Source organism: Citroniella saccharovorans (genome assembly GCF_035481615.1).
Classification (GTDB): domain Bacteria; phylum Bacillota; class Clostridia; order Tissierellales; family Peptoniphilaceae; genus Citroniella; species Citroniella saccharovorans.
Genome location: NZ_JAYKOT010000001.1, coordinates 219205 through 236377 on the forward strand (window position 1 = coordinate 219205; position 17173 = coordinate 236377).

21 protein-coding genes and 1 pseudogene are annotated in these 17173 nt (G+C 31.3%); all 22 read right to left on the minus strand.

Going from position 1 to position 17173, the window contains the following annotated elements:
• Positions 1 to 4: 4 nt before the first annotated feature.
• The 22 genes and pseudogenes from VLK81_RS01010 to VLK81_RS01115 all read right to left on the minus strand — a co-directional run bounded on the left by VLK81_RS01010 (position 5) and on the right by VLK81_RS01115 (position 17071).
• The gene (locus VLK81_RS01010) at positions 5 to 691 is read right to left on the minus strand and encodes an energy-coupling factor transporter transmembrane component T family protein (protein WP_048950574.1); all 687 of its coding nucleotides are present in this window, start codon (positions 689 to 691) and stop codon (positions 5 to 7) included.
• A complete protein-coding gene (locus VLK81_RS01015) occupies positions 692 to 1285 on the minus strand; it encodes an MptD family putative ECF transporter S component (protein WP_001006067.1) in 594 nt (197 codons plus the stop codon).
• A 170-nt stretch (positions 1286 to 1455) separates the two neighbouring features.
• Positions 1456 to 2067, minus strand: coding sequence for a TetR/AcrR family transcriptional regulator (locus VLK81_RS01020; protein WP_324618664.1), 612 nt, complete (start codon positions 2065 to 2067; stop codon positions 1456 to 1458).
• A 98-nt stretch (positions 2068 to 2165) separates the two neighbouring features.
• Positions 2166 to 3992 (minus strand): recombinase family protein, encoded by a 1827-nt coding sequence (locus VLK81_RS01025; protein ID WP_324618665.1) that lies wholly within the window; start codon positions 3990 to 3992, stop codon positions 2166 to 2168.
• A gap of 96 nt (positions 3993 to 4088) precedes the next feature.
• Positions 4089 to 5090: pseudogene (locus VLK81_RS01030) on the minus strand (VirD4-like conjugal transfer protein, CD1115 family); the annotation flags it as partial.
• A gap of 90 nt (positions 5091 to 5180) precedes the next feature.
• Positions 5181 to 5342 (minus strand): hypothetical protein, encoded by a 162-nt coding sequence (locus tag VLK81_RS01035; protein ID WP_456151803.1) that lies wholly within the window; start codon positions 5340 to 5342, stop codon positions 5181 to 5183.
• A 196-nt stretch (positions 5343 to 5538) separates the two neighbouring features.
• The gene (locus tag VLK81_RS01040) at positions 5539 to 6030 is read right to left on the minus strand and encodes a PcfB family protein (protein ID WP_002838927.1); all 492 of its coding nucleotides are present in this window, start codon (positions 6028 to 6030) and stop codon (positions 5539 to 5541) included.
• Between the two features lie 14 nt (positions 6031 to 6044).
• Positions 6045 to 6902, minus strand: coding sequence for an ATP-binding protein (locus VLK81_RS01045; RefSeq protein WP_002838954.1), 858 nt, complete (start codon positions 6900 to 6902; stop codon positions 6045 to 6047).
• Between the two features lie 14 nt (positions 6903 to 6916).
• On the minus strand, positions 6917 to 7894 hold the full coding sequence (locus tag VLK81_RS01050) for a replication initiator protein A (RefSeq protein WP_002838936.1): 978 nt from the start codon (positions 7892 to 7894) through the stop codon (positions 6917 to 6919).
• 86 nt (positions 7895 to 7980) lie between these two features.
• A complete protein-coding gene (locus VLK81_RS01055; protein ID WP_000583243.1) occupies positions 7981 to 8271 on the minus strand; it encodes a CD1845 family protein in 291 nt (96 codons plus the stop codon).
• 43 nt (positions 8272 to 8314) lie between these two features.
• On the minus strand, positions 8315 to 9307 hold the full coding sequence (locus VLK81_RS01060; protein ID WP_324618666.1) for an ABC transporter ATP-binding protein: 993 nt from the start codon (positions 9305 to 9307) through the stop codon (positions 8315 to 8317).
• On the minus strand, positions 9267 to 9554 hold the full coding sequence (locus VLK81_RS01065) for a hypothetical protein (RefSeq protein WP_324618667.1): 288 nt from the start codon (positions 9552 to 9554) through the stop codon (positions 9267 to 9269). The genes VLK81_RS01060 and VLK81_RS01065 overlap by 41 nt, the downstream gene beginning before the upstream one ends.
• Positions 9547 to 11286, minus strand: a complete 1740-nt coding sequence (locus VLK81_RS01070; protein WP_324618668.1) for an ABC transporter ATP-binding protein — start codon at positions 11284 to 11286, stop codon at positions 9547 to 9549. Before VLK81_RS01070 ends, VLK81_RS01065 begins: the two co-directional genes overlap by 8 nt.
• On the minus strand, positions 11249 to 11446 hold the full coding sequence (locus VLK81_RS01075; RefSeq protein WP_324618669.1) for a hypothetical protein: 198 nt from the start codon (positions 11444 to 11446) through the stop codon (positions 11249 to 11251). Before VLK81_RS01075 ends, VLK81_RS01070 begins: the two co-directional genes overlap by 38 nt.
• A 68-nt stretch (positions 11447 to 11514) precedes the next feature.
• On the minus strand, positions 11515 to 11679 hold the full coding sequence (locus VLK81_RS01080; RefSeq protein ID WP_324618670.1) for a hypothetical protein: 165 nt from the start codon (positions 11677 to 11679) through the stop codon (positions 11515 to 11517).
• A gap of 46 nt (positions 11680 to 11725) precedes the next feature.
• Positions 11726 to 11905, minus strand: coding sequence for a ParB N-terminal domain-containing protein (locus VLK81_RS01085; protein ID WP_324618671.1), 180 nt, complete (start codon positions 11903 to 11905; stop codon positions 11726 to 11728).
• A gap of 300 nt (positions 11906 to 12205) precedes the next feature.
• Positions 12206 to 13627 carry an IS3 family transposase gene (locus VLK81_RS01090; RefSeq protein ID WP_324618672.1) on the minus strand — a complete coding sequence of 474 codons (1422 nt, stop codon included), beginning with the start codon at positions 13625 to 13627 and terminating at the stop codon, positions 12206 to 12208.
• 166 nt (positions 13628 to 13793) lie between these two features.
• Positions 13794 to 14267 carry an IS200/IS605 family transposase gene (gene tnpA / locus VLK81_RS01095; protein WP_324618628.1) on the minus strand — a complete coding sequence of 158 codons (474 nt, stop codon included), beginning with the start codon at positions 14265 to 14267 and terminating at the stop codon, positions 13794 to 13796.
• 179 nt (positions 14268 to 14446) lie between these two features.
• Positions 14447 to 14827, minus strand: a complete 381-nt coding sequence (locus VLK81_RS01100) for a hypothetical protein (protein ID WP_324618673.1) — start codon at positions 14825 to 14827, stop codon at positions 14447 to 14449.
• A gap of 15 nt (positions 14828 to 14842) precedes the next feature.
• Positions 14843 to 15340, minus strand: coding sequence for a phospho-sugar glycosidase domain-containing protein (locus VLK81_RS01105; protein ID WP_407651949.1), 498 nt, complete (start codon positions 15338 to 15340; stop codon positions 14843 to 14845).
• A gap of 13 nt (positions 15341 to 15353) precedes the next feature.
• Positions 15354 to 15890 carry a MupG family TIM beta-alpha barrel fold protein gene (locus VLK81_RS01110; protein WP_324618674.1) on the minus strand — a complete coding sequence of 179 codons (537 nt, stop codon included), beginning with the start codon at positions 15888 to 15890 and terminating at the stop codon, positions 15354 to 15356.
• Between the two features lie 11 nt (positions 15891 to 15901).
• Positions 15902 to 17071: an NAD(P)-dependent malic enzyme gene (locus VLK81_RS01115; protein WP_324618675.1), complete on the minus strand. Its 1170-nt coding sequence runs from the start codon at positions 17069 to 17071 to the stop codon at positions 15902 to 15904.
• Between the last annotated feature and the right edge of the window lie 102 nt (positions 17072 to 17173).

A 17173-nucleotide genomic window follows, 5' to 3' on the forward strand; every position in this document is an offset into this window, starting at 1 on the left:
CCTCTTATAAAAATAACTTGAACTTTACATTAAAGAACATCAGAATACATAATAGAATAATTATTAGATCCCAAATGTTAAATCCTGCATCATCCATAAAGGTCTTTCTTGCAGGATTTTCTATCCCTCTTACTGTAATAGCCTGAGCTAATTCATCTGCGGTATTAGAAGCTGTAACTATTAAAGATATTAGTCCTAATTGTATCTTTTTAAATCCAGTCACGCCTCTTATTTTTATTGCATCTGAGATTAATATTTTTTCTTCTCTTAAAGATGGAAAATATCTGATGCCTATTGCTAGAGAAATAATTAGGCTTTTTGGAAAATGCATCATTTTTAAGGCATACATAATATTTCGTATAGGATTAGTTTTTACAAGAATTTGACCAACTAAAAAAATCGGTATTAACTTAGGAGCATGAATCACCAATAATCCAAAATGTGCTGATATGACATCTGGTAGAATCGGCAAAACAAAATATTTCAATCCCTGTAATAATACAAACATAGACAATGCCTTTAAAGATATTTTAACAAGTCCCATAAATAACGCTATAATAGCAACCATTAAAAGAATAAAAACATCTAATTTTAAGCTATTATTTGCAAAGCTAATAATACTAACTGAAATCAAAAAAATGATTTCAGTTAGTGGATTTAGCTTTATAATGCCTCTTACAATACCCTCCATTTACATAATTCCAGCCTTCTCAAAACGTTTTTTGAACATTGCTTTACCTATATATGCACCAATGACTCCTCCAATAAATGCAGTAATGATCATCCCGATAAGTGTTGGAATTGAAATTAAAGTTTGTAATTTATTTACATATTCTGGACTCATTCCCATTTTAATAATAGATTTCATATAAGATTCTTGGAACAACCACATAGGCAATGGTGATCCAATCAACCCAATGCAAATCAATCCTGAAGATACTATTACGCTTTTTTGACTTTTATATCCCAAAATTTTTCTAGTAATTTCTGCTAAAACTCCTGCAATAACGCAAGTTATGACAATTGTAAAAGTGCATTCTCCTATAGCAAAATATATAATCCCTGTAATTGCTATCAAAAGTAAAGCCGTTCCTGGTTTTGGCACCTTAGAGACCAACAACATGTAAATAAAATTACATATTATGCCTGTCATTGCTGGCCATAATAACCAAAGTATCGGTGAAAGTATTGGAATAATCATTACCGCCATGGATAATGCCATATAAATCACTGAAAAAATGCCGATGTTAACTAAATCTTTTGTTTTTAATTTTGTTTCATTCATTTGAATACCTCCTTTTAAATTTTTATTTTTATTTACCAGTTGCAATATGATTGATTCAAAATAATCTTTACTGGTAAATTTTTCTTATTTTTGTTTACTTTCCATAAAACGCAGAAAATCGGGATTAACCCGATTTCAAAATTTATTATTTTTAATTTTATATTATGTTTTCATTTAATAATCCTCCTCCAACCAAAATTCATTGCTGCCTCCATCATATCGATAAAATTCAAGGCTTCATTATATGAATACCTATGTGTGATTACCTCAAATAAAGGTGTACATGCCATTGTATAAAGAACATGAAGTTCATCATCATTCAAATCATTTACTTCAATCTTTTTTTCTTTAAGAACATCGATCAATTTCTTAGCACCCTGCACTTCAAGATTCACTAAATCATGACGAATTGATTCAAATTCCGTACCCTGAGAACAGTTAAACAAAAGATTAACTATAGGATCGTTTTGGTAAATAAATTCCAATAATTCCCTATTACTATCATCAGATTTTTCTCCAAAAGCTTGTAATCCATTTACTTTAATTTCTTCAATCGCTTGATTTGTCAATTCTTTACTTCTTCTGTATAAGTGATTAAGTATAGGACTTACAAGTACCTTAAAAATATCTTCTTTAGACTTAAAGTGCTTATATATTGCACCCGGTGTAACTCCTGCATTTTTAGCAATTACTCGTACAGATGCCTGTTCAAATCCATGCTCTGCAAACTCATCATTTGCACTCTGTAAGATTTTTTTAATTGTAGCTTCTTTGTTCCTCACTAATTTTTCACCTCTATTTAAGATAACACCGTTTACTATATGTTAGCATAATCTAACCTCAAAGTCAATCAAAATATTCTACTGAAAATCTCTTGCCTTTACTGAAAATCTCTTGCCGGTATCCCCTCTCTTTTTAAAACCTTTAATTTCTCTTGTTTCTTCTGCTCCCTTCTTGCCTTATATTTATCCTCATACTCTTTCTGTTTTCCGCTTGCTTTTCGTTTCAGGTAATTTTGATGTAGCTTGTCTTTTCTTTCTTCGATTTTTCTTTCTTCTTCCTCAAGTTTTTGTTTTTCTTCATCACTTAACTCCGCCTGTGGCAGTTCATAATTGCCTATGAAATTAAAGTAAATTTCTATCTTTTGCTTTGATGTCTGACTTCCTTTTCTATCTCTTTCATGTACGACAATCTTTTCTACAAACTCATTTATCATTGTGGTTGTAAGTTCATCAAAGTTTTCATAACGACTGATAAGAGATATAAATTTTTTAGCTCTGTCTGTTTCTTTTTCATATCTTGATACCTGCTGCTCCAAATCCTTAATTTCTTTACTTAAAGTTATCTGCTCCGTTTCATATTGGTTATTTAGTATTTCATATCTGCTATTTGGTATTTTGTTAAGGATCATATCTTCATAGATACGACACATCAGTCTTTCTAATTCCTGTAATCTTCCTTTGCTGTCAATAAGCCTTGTGCGTTTCTTTTCTATCTCTATTTTTTCCTTTTCTTCCATTTCATTTTGAATGGAACGGATAAAGGCTTCATTATCTTCATCAAGGTATTTTTTAATATCTTTTAGTGTTTCCCTAATAAGGTTTAAGACCGCTTCTGCTTTTATTCTGTGTGCTGATGGACAAAGTGTGCCACATGGTGTTTTAGTATAGGCACTGCAAGTGTAATAGGGAATATTCTTATAATTGCTTGTTCTATGAACATACATCTTGCTCCCACAATCTGCACAATACATTAGTCCTGTGAGTGGGTGATATTCTCCCCAACCGTCAGGATACCTTTTTACATTTCCTCTTATCCTTTGCACATTATCAAAGGTTTCTTGGTCTATGATTGGCTCGTGTGTATTTTCAAAAATAAGCCAGTTATCCTCGGATACATATTTGCTTTTCTTGTCCTTGAAGTGCTTTCTTGTTTTGAAATTGACTGTATGCCCCAAGTATTCTTGTTTCTTTAAAATGCTTGCTATTGTTGAGCTGCACCAACGATAGGGATGTTCAAAGTTTTTGCTTTGATGTAATCCATATCCCATTTTTTGCTGATGATAAGCGGGTATATCTATCTTGTCCGCTTCCAGTATCTTTGCTATTTTGTATGGTCCTGCTCCGTCCATTGTAAGATTAAATATTCGTCTTACTATCTCGGCTGCTTTTTCATCTACTATCCATTTGTTTTTATCTTTTTCATCTTTGATATAGCCATAAGGCGGTGTGCTTGCAGTATGTTTCCCACTTTCGCCTTTTGACCTGAAAGTCGATTGTATTTTTCTTGATGTATCTCTTGCATACCATTCATTCATGATATTTCTAAAGGGAGTAAAATCATCTTCTCTGTAAAAACTATCTACATTATCATTGATAGCGATTAGTCTTACGCCCTTTTGTCTTAATATCTCCATACATTGACCAACTTTGAGATAATCTCTGCCAAGTCTGCTCATATCTTTTACAATGATACAACCAATATTTCCTTGATTGACTCCGTTCATCATTTCCATAAAGCCTGGTCTATCAAACTGTGTCCCGCTTATTCCGTCATCTGTAAAATGGATGATGTTGGTTAAATTATTCTTACTTGCATATTCTTCAAGGATTTTCTTTTGATTAACGATTGAGTTACTTTCTCCTTCAAGTTCATCATCTCGACTTAATCTCTCATAGAGTGCTGTTATCTTTTCAAAATTCCTCACTTTTTCCTCCTTCCTCTTAATTTCTTAAATAAAAAAGAATTAAGAAGTACATATTTCACTAAAACAGTGATTAAGTGTTCTCCTTAATTCTATTACTCCTGCTGCTAGTTTGTATTTCTTATATTGTTTTACTGCAAAATGATTTGGCTTTTCTTTTTCTAATGCTTCAAACATATAGTCTACTGCATTTTTAAAATTTTCATCTTCTTCTCTTACCTCACTTGCATCTATCATAGCAAGTAAAGTTGTAAAGTTCTGTTCTTCTTTAGGAGCTTCATACCAGATATATCCTATAAGTGCTGTGTAATAGAGTTTTTCAGCTTTCACCCAAAAATCCTCAGTTGATTTTTCTCCTTCTCCCTTAGTATTTGCAATTATTGTTTGTACTAATTTCAAAATATCTTTTTCACTTTTCAAGTATGCAAAGGGATTATATCTCATGGATTTTTTAAAGTTTATTGTGTTTAGTATTTTTATCTCATATCCATTTCTTTCCAACATTTTCCCACATTCCAAGACTAATGTTCCTTTTGGATCGGTTACTACATATGAAGAGTGCATTTGCATGAGATTTGGCTTTACAAAAAACCTTGTTTTACCACTACCAGAACCTCCAATTACCAATACATTTTTATTTCTCGCATATTTTGGATTTTTAGGTCTATTGTTCATGGTAAGTCTTTCAGTTTGAGTTAATAGCACATTGTTTTCAAACTTCTTGTCAATGTATGGCTCAATATCTTTTTCATTTCCCCATCTTGCCGATCCATATTCTCTGCCCTCTCTAAACTTTTTTGCTTTTTTCTTTTTCTGTATAAGGATTAACTTAATAACTACTGATAGAATTAGACCGGGTATCAGATTTTTTATTTTTAATGATGGAATATATTTTAAAGTATCTATTTGACTAAAAGCTACTAGAATTCTATCTATTATATCTCCTCCTACATAAGAGTTGACATGGCTTGCAAAGATATTTCCTATATAAAAAAATAAGAGGTAAGGAAGATTTTCTAATACAAATTTCTTCTTATCTCTTATCTTAAAAACATTTTTTATATCTTTTATTATTTCATTTAGTATTTTCGAATTAATCACTTCCTCTCCATAAAAAAGAGTAGATTTCTCTACCCATTAGTATCTTATTTATCTTTTTTATATATTATTACTGGAACTTGTTTTATTTTTTTACCTATCTTTTTTTCTTTCCAAGACAAAAATCATATTCTCATTTCTTTTAAAATATCCTAAATCTCTATGATAGCTTATACCACACTTGCAATGTAATAGACCTATAAACTGTTGCTTCATCTTTGAGTTACATATGGGACATATTCTTTTATTTGTCATTTTAAACCACCATTATACTTATATTTTACTTTCAAAGGTATTTTTTAGTTTTTTCCCTAATGCTTCTGTTCTCATTTTTTATCTATAGATAAGAGAAATTCTTCTACTGGATGATTCCATCTTCTTTTTCATAGTATTCAACAATAAAGCTATTCATGCCTTCTCATCATATATATTATATATCTAAGTGCTTTTATTATAAACTTTGTTCCTGATGCTTATGTTTAACCTTATCTCTGTCAATAGTATCTTTGACTTTATCCTTGAAGTTATTAAGCCTTTCTATTACAGATTTTCTTTTTCTTGACTTATCTTTAGTAAATTTCTGGACTGTCTTTTTAAAAGCTTGTTCCATCACTTTTATATCTTTTGCTTGAAAAAAGATAATGTTGTTTCCATTTTCTAAATCTTTCTTTATGGAAAATTTCACCCCATATCTTTTTAATTCTTTTTTCAATGCTTTTAAGTCTATGTCATTTAATTCTAAGGTTTCTACTTTACCTTTTTTTACAAGATCTTTTACTTTTACTTTTTTAAATTTTTCTAAGGGTCTTGACTGTTCTGTCTGCGCTTTATGTTTATTTATTTCTAATATTTTCTTCATCAAATTTATAACTTGCTTGGCTGTAACTATCCCCGCTTTTTTTACTATGGCTATTGTTCTGCTATTTATATCATCATTTTGCATTCACTCACCTACTTTCATTCTTTTTTTAATATTTCATAGGCTAATTTTGATTTCTCCTTCATTTTTTCTATTCTTCTATTTTCTCCTGTAAATATAATGGGACTGCATATTTCAAGTATCCTTGAGTAAATTCTTTTATCTTTTATAGTTTCAGGATTAGTTAAAGCTGATATATTTAAGTTTGTTGTTATAATTAGAGGTTTCCCACTTCTATATCTACTATCTATTATGTTAAAGATATGCTCAGCTGCAAAATCTGTATCTCTTTCCATTCCAAAATCATCAATAATTAATAGTTTCTTATGATTTAGGTTATCTATATACTTACTCTTATCAATCTCAAAGTTAGTCATATCATTTAAAATTACTGAAAAATTTGTCATTTTGACTGATATTTCTTTTTCTAGTAAAGCATTTGCTATAGCACTTGCAAGATATGTTTTTCCACATCCCACATTCCCTATGAGAATTAATCCTATATTATTTTCATATATTTCATCAAATTTTTCCACATAATTTTTTGCTACTTTTTCATGCTCACTATCTTTGTCCATATTTTTAAAATTCCAATTTAATAAGATAGGATCAGAAAAACACTCTTTTTTTAAGTGTTCAATTTTTAAAAGCCTTTTATTTTCTTTTCTTTTTTCTTCCTCTAATTTTTGTCTTTCTTTTTTACATTGACATAAAATACCAACTTTTTTTATTTCTCCAAAGAAGTCTATTTCTTTTTCAATTGGTGTTTTACATTTTGCACAATATTTTAATCCTGTTTCTTGATCTATATAACTCCTATTTTCTTCATCTTTTGATGGACTATTTGTTTCTGCATTTTTTATTTTCTGTTCTAGGATTTCTTTTATTAATTCCATATGCTCCTCTCCTATCAAGTATTTAAAATTTCTCTCCATATATCCTCATCGTTACTATAGTCATAGTTTTCTCTTTTCTGATCTTCTCTCTTTATGACTTCTATGTTTCTAATATTTTCATCTGCATTGTATAAGAGAGTCAGTAGATAAGCATTAATGTTTCTAATATCCTTTGGAGCATTTTCTCTTAGGTATTTCAAAACATAGTCTATGTGTTTATAGTTAAGACTTAGAAATTTTTCTTTAAAATTTTCATTGGATATATGCCTCCCTCCTATTTTAATGTTTGTAAAGCTAGTTAAGGCTTTTACAAGTACATTTATCATTACATCTACTTGCTTCTTTTCTTCTATTCTTACTTTTTCAAAGATTTCATAAGATATATTCTTTTTTATAGTTTCTTTTAATTCTTCCTCCTCCAAAGTTTTTTTTGATTTTTCTCCTAGCTTTTCTAAGGGGGATATGGGGGTGGTATTATTAAAATCAGTATTATTAGTTTCAGTATTATTAATATTAGTATTATTAGAGTCCTCTTTTGAAACTTCTTGAGGTTTGTTTTCTAAACTTCCTGAAGTTTGTTTTTTAAACTTCTTGAGGTTTGCTTTTGAAACTTCTGTAGTTTTATTATTTTCTGTGTAAATAAAGTTCTTTACATAGAGTAAATTTGGCTTTCCAAGTCCTAACCTCTTTTTTTCTAATAATCCTATCTCTTCAATTTCTTTCATTACTTTGACCGATTTATTTCTCCCCCAATTTAATACTTCCATAATTTCTTCTATGGTATAGATAATGTATACCTTGTTTTCTTCATCTAACCATTTATTCTTAATTGACAAGCTCATTCTATCGAGTAGAATTCCATAAAGAATTTTTGCTTCTACGGATAGTTTTTTAAAATTTAAGTCGGTGAATAAAGTTTTGGGAATCCTAAAAAATGAATATTGTTCTGATTCATTGCCATAATAGTATTCAAATTTAACTATTTCTTTCATCATAACCCCCTTTCTTTTCATATAAAAAGAGATAGCTTTGATTTTGCTATCTCTTTTTCATCGTTTTAATCTATTTATTTTTATATTTAAATTACTTTTATTCTTTCATTCACCCCTTCTATCACTTCTATAATAAAATATCCTAGCACTGGTAAACCATAAGGACTAAAAAGATATGCTAGTATAAACGCATCTATAGCAAGTGCTTTTTCTCCATGATAAACAGATCCTAAAAATCCCATAATAGCGATAAATGAAATCAGTTTGAAAAATATTGTGCTGAGTCCTAATACAAACGTTAAAAATAGAATTATGATACTTAACGCTATCCTAATAGGAAACAATATGATTTTGAAAAAAACTCTAAATATTATCATATTCTCTTCAATCCTTATTACTTATGTTTTCTTTTCTTTTTTGTTAATTTAATAAAAAAGATGACAGACTTAATCCTAAATCGTCTTGTTTAAAAGTTTTGTGGAAGCCTTTAAACTTTGATTTTAATGGATTTATTGTATCTGTCATCATTATATCACTGTCCCCGGAGCCATTGTATCCAACTATTGCCACGCTCTCGCCCTCATATATACTTAAGCTAATATCGTGAAGACCATTATCAGTTTTTGGATAAGTAAATGAAGCATCTTTTACACTAATTTTGCCAAAATTTACATCGTAAGCCTTTTTCTCTTCGCTGCTGTCCATAAAAGTAAAGTAATCGCTTGCGAAGGAAACATTTCTAGGCAAATTGCCTACAGTCACTATCATATCCTTACTAGACTTTTGCATGTCTTGATAAGCCATAAGTGCAGCACCCATCATACCAATGAGTATCTTACCAACGAAGGCAAGTTTTATTGTTATGACTATGGCGATGGAGAAGGCTATAACGCTTAGTATGTCACAGAAAAGCAGTGACTTAGCATCTTTTAGTCTCTCGTAAAAATATTTTTTGCTAATATCTTTAAAAACGCTAGTATATTTACTTAAGAAAAAATTTGAGCTATTATACGATTTTATCTCTCTATTAGTCTTGGTATCTGTAAATATGCTGTAGAAATAATTTAGCTTCCTCTCGTCAAAGGCTTCTATGCTCTTGAGATCATAAAAGGCCTTGCCGCGTATAAGTCTTGTGATCAGGTAAGGGGCTACTGTTAAAGCCGCAAGTGCAACTAAGTATGGACTATAAGTCCAAAGCGTTATCAGTATCAATATAACTTCAAGTCCTTGACCTATCACCATGGCAAGTAGCCTTACCGAATTACTTAGCCTTTCGTCATCAACAGCTGTGGCTGCTCTTTCTTCTATAGTTAAAAAATCTCTATCTTCAAAGTTAATTAAGTCTACCCTTGATAATTTTTCTGCCAGCTCTCTATTTAAGTAACTGCCAGTCTTTTTCGAATAGATAGCCATTCATAGCGATTGCATAAAAATACTCAAGAAGCCTTTCAAGTAAAATTATTATTAAAAGCATAAGGCCATATTTTATAATAGTTTCAATATTATTGGCGTGTTTGATATATTCATAGCCGCTTTGTATGATCTGCATCGAGGCATATAGCTTAGCTGCGACAAATAAACCTGAAATTATATGGTAGATGAAGACATAGATGCTCGCGATTGGCGTTATGCTAAAAACTTTTTTAATCACTTTATTCATTTTTTGCCTCCTTATACCAAGCTGCTTGCTCAGTGAACATTTTTGCATATTTGCCGCCCTTTTCCATAAGCGTTTCGTGCGTACCTCGTTCAATAATCCTTCCCTTGTCAATGACTAGAACTTCATCAGCAAGCTTTGATAAAACAAGTCTGTGGGTTATAATGATTGCACCACGCATCTTAAGTACCTTGATTATACCCTCATACATCTTTGCTTCCATCATTGGGTCCATGGATGCAGTTGGCTCATCAAAGATCAAAAAGTCAGAAGATTTTGAGATGGCTCTCGCAATTGCAAGCCTTTGACTCTCGCCACCAGATAGATAGACGCCGTCGTCTTCAAGTTTACCTAAATTAGTATTGGCATCGTACTTGTCAAGCTCCATTAAGCTTAAATCGCTTGAAATGTCCTTTTCATCACCCAGCAAAACATTATCCTTTATACTAAGCTCATAGTTTTGAAAGTCTTGATAAACTATTGCTAAGCTATCTGCCAATTCTCTTTTCGATAAATAATATGGCTCAGTGCCATTGATCTTGACAGAGCCACTACTTGGCTTATAAAGCCCAGCTATCAGCTTAATTATAGTTGATTTGCCAGCACCATTCTCACCAACTATGGCAGTTACCTTATTCTTGTCAATCTCTAGAGATAAATCATCTAAAACAATATTTTCACTTTGTGGATATTTAAAACTTAAATTTTCAAAAATAATTTTGGCTCCGCTATTAAATTGCTCTTTGACTGATTTTTCATCATAATTAAGTATATAAAGAAGTGTTTCTGCGATGTAGCCAGAATTAGCTACGCTAGAAGCTTCATAAACAAAATCCTCCGCCATATCCAAAGTAGTCGACGCAGATGTGATGACCGCAGTAAGTGAGCCGACGCTAATTGCTCTTTGCATAAGTTTTAATATTACAAAAAGTATCGCAAGGCCCATCCATATTATGTTTATAAAAGAGCTTAGCAAAAGATACTTTTGACTTGCTATAGTCGTCTTAAGTCTCTCATCAAAAACAGCTTCGGAATATTTTTTAAACTTCTTAAGAAACAAAGACTTCATTTGAAAAACTTTTATCTCATAAATGGCGTTCTTGTCCTTTAGTATCCTTAAAATATTTTCCATTTCACGCTCATTATGCGTTGTGTTCTCAAACATCTTATTCATATTATTGACTGCCTTAAAGCTGAAAAATACATCAAGCGCAGCACTTATGATATACGCAAGGCCAAGATAAGCTGATATCGTAAAGAATACAAAAGCAACGCCAACTACCTTCACCGCAATTGCTGCTATGGCTATGGATGAATTGAATAATTCGATGACTGCCATGTGTGGACGGTCCTTCACCTTGTTTAGTTTGTCTTGAAAACCTGACTTTTCAATCTCTTCCAAAGATATTTTATCAAGTTTATTCATGACAGCCATATTTAAATTAAGTTCGAGTTTTTGCTCAAGCTTAATATCTAAAATATTTCGAATGAACTTCGATACTTCGCCCCAAGCAAACAAAAGTATTAATAAAATAACTGGAAATAAATTGCGTTCCCCATGTACATAGTTAAGAATCGAATCGACAGCCATAGCCGTAGCGTAAATTATAGCTGGACTAACAAGAGCCGTGATCAAAGATTCAATTAAGATAAATATGTATGTGGAGCCTGCATGCTTGCGTACGAGTTTGTACGTGTTAAGAATCGCTTTCATAACAACGCCTCCTAAAAACATTGTTGTCTATTTCCTCAACCATTGTAGCAATTTTAATTATGTCATATAGATTTTTAGTAACATAATATTTATATGGTCTAAATGGATTCTTGCTAAATAAATCATTTACTAATAAATCATCAGTATTGTCATTTACATTTATGACAAATATTTCTTCCATTTTCTCGACATTTATCGAGCTGATATTTTCATCAAAATCCTCAATTTTCAAGTAATTTCCTGAGCAATCTACCGTTTTGCTATCCCATACATAGACTGTTTGGCATTTATCACATTTCCAAAAGTATTTATTATATAATCTAATAGTTCAGTTTTTGTGTAAATATCATAAACTATAGCGCCATCATGGTATCTCATTATATTTTTACCGACGTAACAACCCATTCCTGCCATACTATCCTCCAATTGATTTAATCATTGTTATATAATTATACCCATATTAAAAAACAATCAGTCCCCTATCATCATAAACAGATTCACTTGTATCATTGCCGCATCTTATCGCCCTATCTAGAGCCATTCTGTTATCAGCTAATATATAAGCTTTCTTCTGCGCCTCATTTAAATGGTCTGCAAAGATACAAGGTGCTTCTTTTATTCCTTCTTCCTTTGCCGCCATAATTCTTCCATGGTAAGTTGTAAAAATAGTAGAATTGTTAAGGTGGATTAAAGAATTTTTTGCTTATAAAATATTTTTAGTATTTTTTCTTGAAGCCATAGCTTGTTTAAAGAATCTATATGCTTTTTCTAAATATGTTATAAATTATTGGATGAAATTTAGCTATTCTTTTATAGCTATCTAAATCATAACCACCGGCTAATAAGGTGACCCCAAAAAGTTGGACTTTATACCAGAGACATTTAGAAATATTTGTCTCTGGTTTTTTTGTCCTCATATTTCCCCTAGGGGAAATCGCAGCTAAGCTGCATTCAATTTCCTATATTCAACTGGACTTAAATATCCAAGTTTTTCTTTTATTCTATCTTCATTGTAATATTTTATATATTCTTCTATTGTCTTTTTTAGTTCGTTAAATGATTTAAACGTTCTACCATAGTAAATTTCTTGTTTTAATATCCCGAAGAAATTCTCCATAGGAGAATTATCTAAGCAATTTCCTTTTCTTGACATACTCTGTAAAATTCCATTAGATTCTAATTTTTCAGTATATTGTTTTAATTGATATGCCCATCCTTGATCTGAATGGAATATTCTTTTAAACTTGCAATCTGAAGTCTTTGAAATTGCTTCTTCAAGTGATGTTATTATTGCATCTAATGTAGGTGAAGTTGTTATTGAATAGCTAATGATTTCTCCATTAAACATATCCAAGAAAGGATTTAAGTAAAGTTTTTTTACTTGCATATTCCCATACTTATCTGTTTCATAGTATTTGAATTCACTTGTATCTGTTGTGATTTTTTGATGTACTACAGATGTTTTAAATCTTCTTTTTATCCTATTTGGTGCTACTTTACCTACTGTTCCCTTGTATGAGTAATATTTTCTTGATTTACGTGCAAAGTTTGTTACCTGAAGTTTCAGCTTCTGTACCAACCTTTGAACTTTTTTCTTGTTTATTAAAATTCCAAGTCTTCTAAGCATCGCATGTATTCTTCTGTATCCATAGTTTGGATTATCTTTTCTCATTTTCTTGATTTGATTCTCAAAGGCTTCATCTTTATTTTTTCTATCAAATCTTTTTTGCCAATACATGTATGTTGATTTTGGAAAATTAAATTGTTTAAGTAAATCTTTTAGTGGATATTTTTCTCTTAATGAGTGAATTATTCTAGCCATTCTCTCATTTTCTGATCTTCCTCGTCCTCTAATTCCATCTTTTTTTTTTAGAAAATCTATTTCCATTTGTGCCCAGTAAAGCTTATCTTTAAGTTCAGCAATTTCGTCTATCCCTTCCTTAGAATATTCTTTCTTTACTTGTTCTTTTTCTTTTTCATTATTTTTATCTTTAGTCATACTTGAAGGTCTTCCTCTCTTTTTAGGTCTAAGTCCATCAAGTCCTTGATTTCTAAAATCAATTACCCATCTAGCAATGATCGCTGGATTATTAATCTTAAATTGATTAGAAAGTTCTTGATAGGACATTTCTCCTGTTAAGTACAAGTTTACTATATTCTTCTTAAATTCGAAAGAGTAACTATTATTTTTTCTAGAAATTTTTAAGCCTTCATATCCTTGTGTTTTGTATGAATTTACCCATCTTCTGACTACTGAATGATCACTGAGTCCATATTTATCAGTTAAATATTTATATCCTCCTTCTTTATTTAAGTATTCTTGTACTATTTTCATCTTAAATTCTGTACTATATTTTGTCATGAAAAAACTGACCTCCTCAAAGTTGGTTTTTTTAGGTCCAACTTTTTGGGGTCAGTTCATAAGCCGGTGGTTTGTTTTGCCCCTATAAGGGGCTGTTACCGGCAGCATTTCATGCTTCGAACTTTCTTTCTCGTGCACCAATTTTCACAGCTGGTGCTAAAGCACCTTACTTTTTGCTTTTGTTTACTTGCTCTCCCGTAAACGGGTCTACAAATTCTTTAATGCTTATTTGGTCTGCCATGTAATCTTCTTTTAATTGATTTTTTATATATTCTTGTATTTTTTTCGCATTTTTTCCTGCTGTATCTACATAATATCCTCTGCACCAAAAATGTCTATTTCCGTATTTGTATTTTAAGTTTGCATGTCTATCAAATATTATCAAACTACTTTTTCCTTTTAAATAGCCCATTGTTTGAGATATGCTGTATTTCGGTGGAATTTCTAACAACATATGAATATGGTCTGGACAACATTCTGCTTCTATTATGCTTATTCCTTTTCTATCACATAAGTCCCTTAATATTTTTCCTATATCTTGTTTTAACCTTCCATATATTACTTGTCTTCTATATTTTGGAGCAAATACTATATGATACTTACAATTCCATGATGTATGTGATAAACTATTATTATCCATTTAGGATACCTCCCTTTTCTGTCTATGCTACTGCCAGTAACATAAATAGTTTATCATGGGAGGTTTTTTGCTTGAAGCTAAAGCTTATTTTTCTACCACCAGCATAGCTGGTGGTTTATTCATGCTAAAGCGCACAATAAAAAAGCAAGCTCTCAAAAAAGCTTGCTTTAATTTATGTTTTATAAATAATATCTAAATCTTGTGGTTGATATTACGCTTAGTGTTATATTGAATGCTTCTAATATTAAATACATTACAAAGTATGGGGTTGGTGAGTAGCCAAGGCTAAATGTTAGATATGTGGATAGTCCTATTTTTAATATGGTTATCAAAAGAAAAAGTATGAGCTGTTTTTTACCTACTAAATCTTTTATAATTAGGGAGAAAAATATATACATTATAGAAAGTCCTATATAAACTCCTAAGTATTTTCCAAATACCATCTCTCCCGTTATTGTTTTTTTAGGTAAATAATACCAGGGCAAATATATTGGTAAGATGGAAACTAGCTCCATTACTATTAAAAAAACTCTTATCCTTTTAGGATACTTATTTCCCATAAGCTCTACCTACTCTTAATTATTTTCAATCAGTTCAAACCCTGTCCTACCATGTATTTTATCAACTAGTTCAAGATCTTCTTCTCTAACTCTTCCAATTACTGTGACTCTTCTATCTAAGGCTAGGTCTTTTTTGGTAATTTGAACCTCTCCCATAAATCTTCCATACCTGTGGTTGTCTATGGTTAAGGATCCTTTTGGCCTTGAAACTAAATATCTATCAACTATATTTATTCCTTCTATTTTTTTATCAAATCTAACTACATTTTCTGCTTCATCTTTGCAGTTGTTGTGAATGCCACATACAAGTTCAAATGCTTCTTCATCTAATACATCTACATATAGTGGGATTATTTTATTAAATGAGTATTCTTTTACTTGATAGATTGTTTTTTCGCCAATTGGGCTATCGCCAACATAGCAGGAGTCTACTCCGGCGTCTTCTATTAGGTCTATTATGGAATAAAGTGGACTTCTTCCCCTATGGCACTCTAGAGTCACATACTCATTCATCACTTCTTCTGTGCTATCTCCAGGAGAAAATGCAACTGTTTCTATGCCTCTTTTTTTCCAAAATTTGATTTTTTTCTCTCATATAATCCATGGATAGACCAGTATCTTCCCTAGAATAGTAGTTAAACCAAGCTTCTAATTTGGATAGGTCGCAGCCCAGTTCTTTAAGTTTTTTAATGTCCTGTTTTGTAGTATGGGATGCTGAGATTCCTACTCTAAAATGTTTGGAGATTTCAGCTATTCGCTCGTTAGTGGTTTCTTTAGTAACCCTAATACCATTTATGCCTATGCTTTTTAAAAATTCTATATCTTCCAGGTCAATTTTTGTTTCTTTTAGAGATTGTTTTGATACTGAAAGCATTATTGTCATATTATATTTTTTGCACTGCTTGCCAAGGATGGTCAGTCTTTCCTTATATTCTTCCTTGCTATCATCTTCTGGAATATTTATTGTTATAAATACACTTTTAAAACCTGCCCCATGCATTTTATCAATGTATGTTTTCATAAGTGAACTTTCAAGGGTTAGGTCTAATGAAAATCCTATCATATTAATTCCTCTTAAATTCTAGATGCTCCTGTCTTAATAGCTGCTTTTTTTACTTCTTCACTTACCATCTTGCCTACTTCTTTGTTTGTTGCAAGTGGCAATATAAAGTCTTCGTTTAGTTCGTCTTCTTTAACCATATTAGCTATTGCATGTGCTGCAGCTAATTTCATTTCTGTATTTATTTCTTTTGCTCTTACATCAAGTGTTCCTCTAAAAATTCCAGGGAATACTAAAACATTATTAACTTGGTTAGGAAAATCACTTCTTCCTGTTCCAACTACTCTCGCTCCACCAGCTTTTGCTTCGTCTGGGTAGATCTCTGGAATAGGGTTTGCCATAGCTAGTACTATAGCATCTTTGTTCATTGTTTTTACCATTTCTTTTGTTACTAAATTTGGTGCGGATACTCCTATAAATACATCTGCACCTACTAATGCATCAGCTAGGCTTCCTTCTCTATTTTCTTTATTTGTAATTTCAGCTATTTCTTTTCTTGACTGGTCTTTTGCATTGTCCTTAGTTAAAATCCCGTGTCTACTTGTAAGAAGTATATGCTTTGCTCCAGCATCCATAAGAAGTTTACTAATTGCTATTCCTGCTGCTCCTGCTCCTGAAAGTACGATTTTTACATCTGAAATTTCTTTTTTAACTACTCTTAAGGCATTTATAACTGCAGCAAGAGTTATAATTGCTGTTCCATGTTGGTCATCGTGAAAAACTGGAATATCAAGTTCTTTTTTTAATCTTTCTTCGATTATAAAGCAGTTTGGTGCACTTATGTCTTCTAGGTTAATTCCACCAAATGATGGCTCTAAGTTTTTACAAATATTTACTATTTCGTCTGGATCTTGAGTTTTTAAGCAAATAGGGAAGGCATCTACATTTCCATATTCTTTAAATAATACGCATTTTCCCTCCATAACTGGCATACCTGCTGATGCGCCAATATTTCCAAGGCCAAGAACAGCTGATCCATCTGTAACAACTGCTATCATATTGCCTCTATTTGTATAAGTGTATGAAAGCGATTCATCTTTTGCAATTTCTTTACATGGCTCTGCAACTCCAGGAGTATATGCTAGAGCAAGATCGCTGCCGTCTTTTATTTCAACTTTTGAAACTACTTCTATCTTTCCTTGTTTTTCTCTATGAAGCTTTAGGGCTTCTTCTCTAATATCCATTTTACAATACCTCCAGTAATTCTGATTATATCTTGATTATAAACTTTATTAAGCTATTATTCAAGACTTATTTACTTGAATAAAATTATTTTACTTTTAATT